Source organism: Segeticoccus rhizosphaerae (assembly GCF_005222685.1).
GTDB classification, from domain to species: domain Bacteria; phylum Actinomycetota; class Actinomycetes; order Actinomycetales; family Dermatophilaceae; genus Segeticoccus; species Segeticoccus rhizosphaerae.
The window spans coordinates 1-6,507 of record NZ_SWMA01000067.1 but is presented as its reverse complement, the minus strand read 5'-3'; the positions used below and the strand labels follow the sequence as shown (position 1 = coordinate 6,507).

The following is a 6,507-nucleotide window of genomic DNA, read 5'->3' as shown; positions in this document are numbered from 1 at the left end:
TGCCGATGCGGCGCCGCCTGCGAACGGGACAACACCTCCAACGCCTCACGCTGACCAGCCGACATCTGCAACGGGGACGCGGGTGAGCTCATAAACGCCAGTCTACCAACGCACCACCCAGTTATTTGCGAGACGCACCACTAGGAGATCTTCTGCCAACGACCAAGCGATCCCGTATCGAGCTACATGTATGGGTGCCACTCAAGCGGGATTGCAGTAGCGGTAGGTCCTTGGGTGAACTCGACCCGTAGCGTCCCCGCGAACCGCACCTGAAGCGCTCTCTCGTCGTCGACAGCGGGGACGTCCAAGCTCTCTTCGGTCACATGCTGGTGCGTCAGGCTGCTGCCCATGCGAATTCAGTCCGGCACATCCATCAGGCGGAGGTCGTCGCCCGCCTCGCGGTGGAGTGACGCATCTTGCGTCAAGTCGACTTCTGGGAGGTCGGCGAGCCCAACTGCGGCCGTAGACCCTCTTGTGGCAGTCTCGTCGGCAGTACGGATGGCATGGATGCCAGCCTGAGCCGAGCGAGAGGTAAGCCGTGAGCATCACTGGCCTCCACATCCCTTACGGCCACGAGCGCTTGGCCGCGGTCTCGGTCAACGAGCGCAACGCGATGTCCTATTACCCCTACGTGCAAGGCGGCCCTGTGGAGGCTGGGCATCTCAAGGTCCAGGGTCTGGACTTGGCGGTGTATGTGAACTCTCGCTACGCCGAACTTGACGAGTCGATGATCAACCCCCGAGCGTCCGCTCTATTCGAGATGGCAGGGGTCGGAATGTTTGGAGGGGCAATCCGCGGAGATGCACTGGCCTTGCTCCCCCCTGGAGCCGAAGACTATGAGCGTTCCATGCCTCCCAAGGTGCTTGCCATCTTCCTCGCGACCGACGGCGAGTGACGCTGGCACCACCTACGGTCAGTAGCGGCGGTATGACGCATCGCATGCGCCAACAGAGGCCAGTGAGAACTTGCGCTCGGCAGACCGAGGGCACGTGTCCGCGGGCCGCTGCTCGCTCAGCCTTCCTCGTCGTGTTCCTGGTCGTTCCTGTGGCGGCGGAGCGCTCGCCCGGCCATCCCGCTGGAAAGCTTGTCCGTCACTGATCTCGCCCGGTCGAGGGTCTCGCTACTGACGCGCCTGGCGGTATCGACGCCCTCCGTTCCTGTCTCGAGTACGTTGTCCCTCATCTCCGCCGCCGCGTCCGCCCATCGTCTCGCCTCCAACGATGCGTGGCTATGCTCGATCCCGAGCCGTCCGTGGAGGTCAACGATGGCGGTGGTGACGTGGTTGCTGGACTGCACCACCGCCCGAGATGCGGTCGGGTGCAACAACACCTTGGCGTTCGCCGTGCCAGCGGCCGCGTTCAGGCGGGCCATCAGATGCTCGGTGCTGCTTGAGATGCGTTCCAGTCGGTTCTGCCGGGCAGCCCTAAGCGCGAGGCGATGCTGGTCAAGCTCATCTGGAGACGCGTCCAGGACGCGGTCGAGCTCGAGCACAGCGATCGCGTCCTGCAGCTGGACACAACGGGCCAGAACTACGAGCCACTCCTGAACCTGCGATTCGGCTTCCTTGGAGGTTTTAGCGAGCTCACCGATCTTGGCCTTGTGCTCCACCTTCTCCGCGAGTGCATCGAGTTGGCGCAACGCGTAGGCTTGGGTCCGCGCGATGGTCATCGACGTGGCCTGGACCTTTGACCAGGTGACTTCGGAGACCCGGCCGACGTGCTCTCGAACGGTCATGGCGTCCTCGATCACGAAGTCGACCCCGATCATGTCCGCCAGCACCGCGTCCTTGTGGGCGCGCAGCACGTCGTCGACCTTTTCGTCGATCGTGGCGAGATAGGTGGTGATCTCGTCCATGGCCTGTTGCATTGCGAGTTGCGCCATGATCCCCGCCGCGCCAGCCAGAAGGGCCGGGTTGGACAGTACCGATCCGGGGCCCTTCGCGAATTCGACGAAGCCCTTGACCTGACCCTTGCTCCCCTTCAGCACGCCCGAGCTGAGGCCGGTCTTGGAGCTCGTCCTCAGCCCGTGCTTGCTGACAAGCTCTGCTGACTGTTTGGTCAACTGCACCCAGCGTCCTGAGTTGGCGGCAATCTCGGAACCCGCCTGCGCGGCTCCTGCAACGGAACCCATGGCCGGCGCGAGCCGTCGCAGCCCTAGATCCCTTGATGGCAGTCCCTCGGATACGAGGAAGCGTTCGACAGCCGTCGGACTACCGATGACAGCGAGACCATCGCCGTCACTGATCAGCTGAATCTCGCTCTCCATCATCGCTCCTGAAGCGTGGGCAAGGGGGCCTTCCGGTGCACGGTACCCTTCGTGATCGAAGTGTAGGGTAGCGAATCGCGGGCAGACACCTCCCACTCTGCCAGGGTGGCGGGCCCCCCGCTCTACCTCACAAGACCGCTGCGCGCCGCCGTGTCCAGCAGACCGCCCTCGGTAGAACCCGCAGCGGCCGAGGTCGTAACACCCGATCAACCTCGGAACCGACTGCCCGCCCCGCCACTCGCCTGACCGTTTCGCGGTGGAATGACGCGGCCTCGACTTGCCGGATTGAGCCAGAGGCCCCGGCGCATCGCTATGCGGTCTTGTGGATGCCTGTGCGCCGGAGACCTGGGTGAGGTCGGGACACCGATAAATGAAACGAGCGCGGATGCCCCCGATGTCGAGGTTCACGCAGCCAGGCTCGACGCTTCCCGCGGGCCCTTCCCGGGAATCGAGCCGGACGGGTCTACTGGGACGCCCCTTCCGTCCGAGCGCAGCTTAGGTCGGTTCGCCTACGTGTGCCGCGTTTGCGGTTGGTCAAGTGGGATGCCTGTCCAACGGGGGAGAGGTTTATGGCGCTGGGCCGAAGCGCTCCTGCCAGCGATAGAAACCGTCGATGCGCCACGGGTCGGTCCCGGTGTTGTACTTTCACCTGATGAGCCAAGCGTTGTGGCCGTTGCCGGACCGAGAGCAGGACGCTCGTCCCGAGTTGCTTCTGATCGGTTCGCCGCACCTGGCCAACCCTCACCGTGACCTGGCCAACAACGTCATTCCGGATGTACTCACCACTACCCGCCAACACGAGATTGAGGAGCTGGTCGACGGCCTGGCCCAGTGGAAGCCCACCCGGGTGGCGGTGGAGTCGACAGCCGCAGACCAGGATGGCCTCGATGAACGGTTCAGCGAATACTGTGCTGGCCGGCTGTCTTTGACGGCCAGTGAGAACGACCAGATCGGACTGCGACTGGCGAGGCGGCTGGGACTGCCGCGCATCCATGCTGTGGACTGCTTCGACACACAGCCGGGTACCGATGCCGACTACGACTTCGCCCGCTGGGCGCAGGAGCACGGCATGAGGGAGCGACTTGACGCCCTCATCGCCACCCAGCAGGTTGAGGCCAACGCCACGAGCAAGGACATGACATCCACCAGCGTCAGTCAGTGGTACCGGTCGATCAATGCGCCGAGGACGCGGCAGTTGATGCATCGCGTCTACTACGACATTGCGCTCATCGGGGACGAGTCGTACACGCCAGGGGTCAACTGGGTTGCCGGGTGGTACGCCCGCAACCTGCGCATCTTCGGCCACCTGCTTCGAGTCTGCGAGCCGGGTGACCGCCTCCTGGTCCTGTACGGCGCCGGCCACACGTACTGGCTCGAGCACTCCGCCAGAGAAAGTGGTCAGTTCACTGTGGTTGACCCGCTCGCCTGGCTTCCCGCCTAGTACCTGCCTGACGGTGATCGGGTCTGGAACCAGGACCGGTCACCGCGGACTACCAGCAGGGACGCAGCGATGTGGAAGCAACGTGCCGGTGGGCCCAGCTCATCGGCGGGCTGGACGGGAACGGCCGGGATGGCGGCGGTCGAACTGTGCTGGTCGCGCAGGCCGATGATCGTCTCGTCGGGTACGTGATGGTCCGCCCGGGTCGACGCCCCGGGATGGAGGGATTCATCGAGTTGATGTCGTTGTAGTGGCCCTGAGCTGCATGGCACCGGCGTGGCACAGGAGTTGGCCCCCCGCGGGCTGCCGGAGAGGCCCCCTTACCTGTGGGTGCTGGACGGCAACCGCAGAGCGCAAGCCTTTACCGCAAGCTTGGCTACCAGTTGGAGGGCGCCAGCAAACCGCACGAGCCGAGCGGAACGGTCGAGGTACGCATGGTTCGACACTGACCGGTTTGCGCGACGTAGCGGGCCCGCAGGTCGATCGGTGTACGTTCAGGCTCCGCGTGACGATCCTGAAACGACGATGCGGTGGTCCGTATGGCATACCTCTCCGGACACCCTGGCTCGGAGCGCAAGCGAGGCCTGCTGGCGCCAGTCCTGTCGCCGCTGGACGTTCCGCTTGCGGACGCGTGGGGCCTGGGGTGAAAGGATGCTCCGGTGCGTTCCCCGCAGACACTCAGCGAAGCCGACCGACGGATCGTCGCAGGGTGGGCGGCCGATTGCGCGGAGCACGTGTTGGAAGAGTTCGAGGTGGCAGTTCCGGGCGATAGCCGGCCCCGTGACCTGGTTGCCCGGACACGGGCGTTCGCGCGAGGCGAGCTTGATGCCGCTGAGGGGATCCGCCGCCGCTTCGGGGGTGGTGTACCGACGCGCGAGCTGCAGGTTCCCGCTGCCGCAGCGGCTGCTCGGGCGGCCGGACAAGCCGCCGCCATCCCTCACATGGGCGCTCATGCCCTCGGTGCCGCCGCATATGCCGCGAAGGCCACTGGACTGGGCGCGCCCGTCCAGGCAGATGCTGTGAGTGCGGAAATCCGCTGGCAAGTCGATCACATGTCTGCGGCGGCACGAACGGCACTGCGGCTGCTGCCGCCCGTGGGAGAGAATCGCTCTGGCCCTCTTGGACCAGGACTGCTTGCATCCGGTCTGCTCGGCGAGATCATCGGTGCCCTCCAGGGGTGCATCGCCGCCGACGACCACACCTGCACGAAGCGCCAGTGATCGATCGGCTTGTGGACGCGGCCACATCGGGGGTGCGCCGTATAGGACACCCCTGCGGGCACCGGCCGCTATGCCCACGACTCGGTCCGAGATCGCCGCATCCGTCGCCGCTGATGATTTCTCCTGCGGGACGCTGCGCAGCGGGCCGCGTCCGGTCGAAACGTCACCGGCCCTCCCCGCCCTATCGGTGCACAGGTTTTGCTACTCGTGCACACCAAACTCCATCTGCACGAGTGGCTTTGGTGTGCACGGCCGGCCCACGACCACGCGCGAGAGCCGAGTTGCGTCCGCAGGACGTCGTAGCAACCGGACGGGGACGGCGTCAGCCAGGCGGACAACCTCGCCCGATCGGTAGCGTCAAATCTCGGTGATGACGACCATCGGCGGACGTCACGACCAGGGTCACACAGGACGGCCCTTCCACCACGATCCCCCCAGGAAATCCCGCCGTTGCCGCACCACATCCCCCAACCGTCACCTCGCGCCTGGCCCCGGTGACCATGGACATCCCGGTCAAGTCAGCGCTGCCCCACTCGCCCCAGGTCGTATAGAACAAGGCGGCCGTCGCCGGAGACTGGACCCGAATCCGGGTACCGGCGTTGGCCGCCTTGGTGGCGTACAGCACCGACTTGACCAAGGTTGACCCCCGATAGGACGGCCCAACCGAGGTCAAGTCGATAGCCCTGAGAACATCGCTTCGTCCCCATAGCTCGGACATGAGCCCGAGCAGCACCGGTGCTGAACCTGATGGGGTGGCCAGGTTGGTGGCCCCGCTGCTGCACCGCAGGTGAATGGCTGCACCGGTCGTTGACGACGTTGGCGACGGCGCAGCTACGGACAAACTCGACGCCCCGCTACCCATCGACATCGCGGACGACGGGCGCGAACCAGTAGTCGGCGCAGTCGTGTAACTACCCACCACAGCGGTCGCCAACACCAGCCCGGCAACCTGCCAGATCTTGCTCAGTCGTCTGAGCCGGCCCACCCAGACATTATGCGCCGCCCGGGGAACGTCCTGCGGCGTTGACAGCGACGCCAACCGTTGGCCTGCAAACCAGATCTCCTCGCCGGATACGGATCGACGACCGGGACGATCGCTCAGCTCACCGCGCGAGGAGGTGCATACCAATTGGTTGACGCGCCGGCTACACTAGAGCCGTGACGACACAGATTGCTATCCGCCTCGACGACGACGAGCTCGCGTCTCTGGACGCCGAGGTCGCCCAAGGCCACGCCGCCAACCGCTCTGAGGCCGTCCGCCACGCTATTGCGCGCCTCCAGCGTGAACAGCGCTACCAGCGCGAAGGCGCCATCTTGACCGAACTGGTCAGGCGTGGCGAAGCCGTCTACCCGGATCTCGACAGTCTGCTCGACCCGCCCCACCCCGCGTTGGATTGATGCGCACCATTGCGGCTTGGCCTCAAGGGGTGACTGCAACACCTGGCGTTGAGAGGTGTGCAGATGAGTGCTCGTCGGGGTAGTCCGCGGTTGCCGGTTGAGGTGGAGTATCGGTTCTGGGCTCAGGTCCGCGATTGCCTGACGGTTGAGCAGGCCGCGGTGGTGGTGGGCGTGTCGGCGACCAAG

5 protein-coding genes are annotated in these 6,507 nt (G+C 65.3%); 4 read left to right on the top strand and 1 reads right to left on the bottom strand.

Annotated elements, in window-relative coordinates; genetic code table 11:
• Positions 1 to 538: 538 nt before the first annotated feature.
• Positions 539 to 895 carry a hypothetical protein gene (locus FCN22_RS21060; protein WP_137123525.1) on the top strand — a complete coding sequence of 119 codons (357 nt, stop codon included), beginning with the start codon at positions 539 to 541 and terminating at the stop codon, positions 893 to 895.
• Positions 896 to 1,011: 116 nt separating this feature from the next.
• Here the strand turns inward: FCN22_RS21060 and FCN22_RS21055 are convergent, their stop codons facing one another.
• Complete coding sequence (locus tag FCN22_RS21055; protein WP_137123524.1) at positions 1,012 to 2,265, bottom strand: hypothetical protein; 1,254 nt, start codon at positions 2,263 to 2,265, stop codon at positions 1,012 to 1,014.
• 652 nt (positions 2,266 to 2,917) lie between these two features.
• On the opposite strand from FCN22_RS21055, the gene FCN22_RS21050 reads away from it, so the two are divergent.
• The 3 genes from FCN22_RS21050 (at position 2,918) to FCN22_RS21040 (ending at position 6,321) form a co-directional block, all read left to right on the top strand.
• On the top strand, positions 2,918 to 3,706 hold the full coding sequence (locus tag FCN22_RS21050; protein WP_137123523.1) for a DUF5694 domain-containing protein: 789 nt from the start codon (positions 2,918 to 2,920) through the stop codon (positions 3,704 to 3,706).
• A 656-nt stretch (positions 3,707 to 4,362) separates the two neighbouring features.
• Entirely contained in the window at positions 4,363 to 4,923 is a 561-nt protein-coding gene (locus tag FCN22_RS21045) for a putative immunity protein (protein WP_137123522.1), read from the top strand.
• Positions 4,924 to 6,081: 1,158 nt separating this feature from the next.
• The gene (locus tag FCN22_RS21040; protein ID WP_137123521.1) at positions 6,082 to 6,321 is read left to right on the top strand and encodes a ribbon-helix-helix domain-containing protein; all 240 of its coding nucleotides are present in this window, start codon (positions 6,082 to 6,084) and stop codon (positions 6,319 to 6,321) included.
• Positions 6,322 to 6,507 lie beyond the last annotated feature (186 nt).

Coding starts and splice junctions, on each gene's coding strand:
- FCN22_RS21055 (WP_137123524.1), bottom strand. CDS start 2,265: ATGGAGAGCGAGATTCAGCTGATCAGTGACGGCGATGGTCTCGCTGTC.
- FCN22_RS21050 (WP_137123523.1), top strand. CDS start 2,918: ATGAGCCAAGCGTTGTGGCCGTTGCCGGACCGAGAGCAGGACGCTCGT.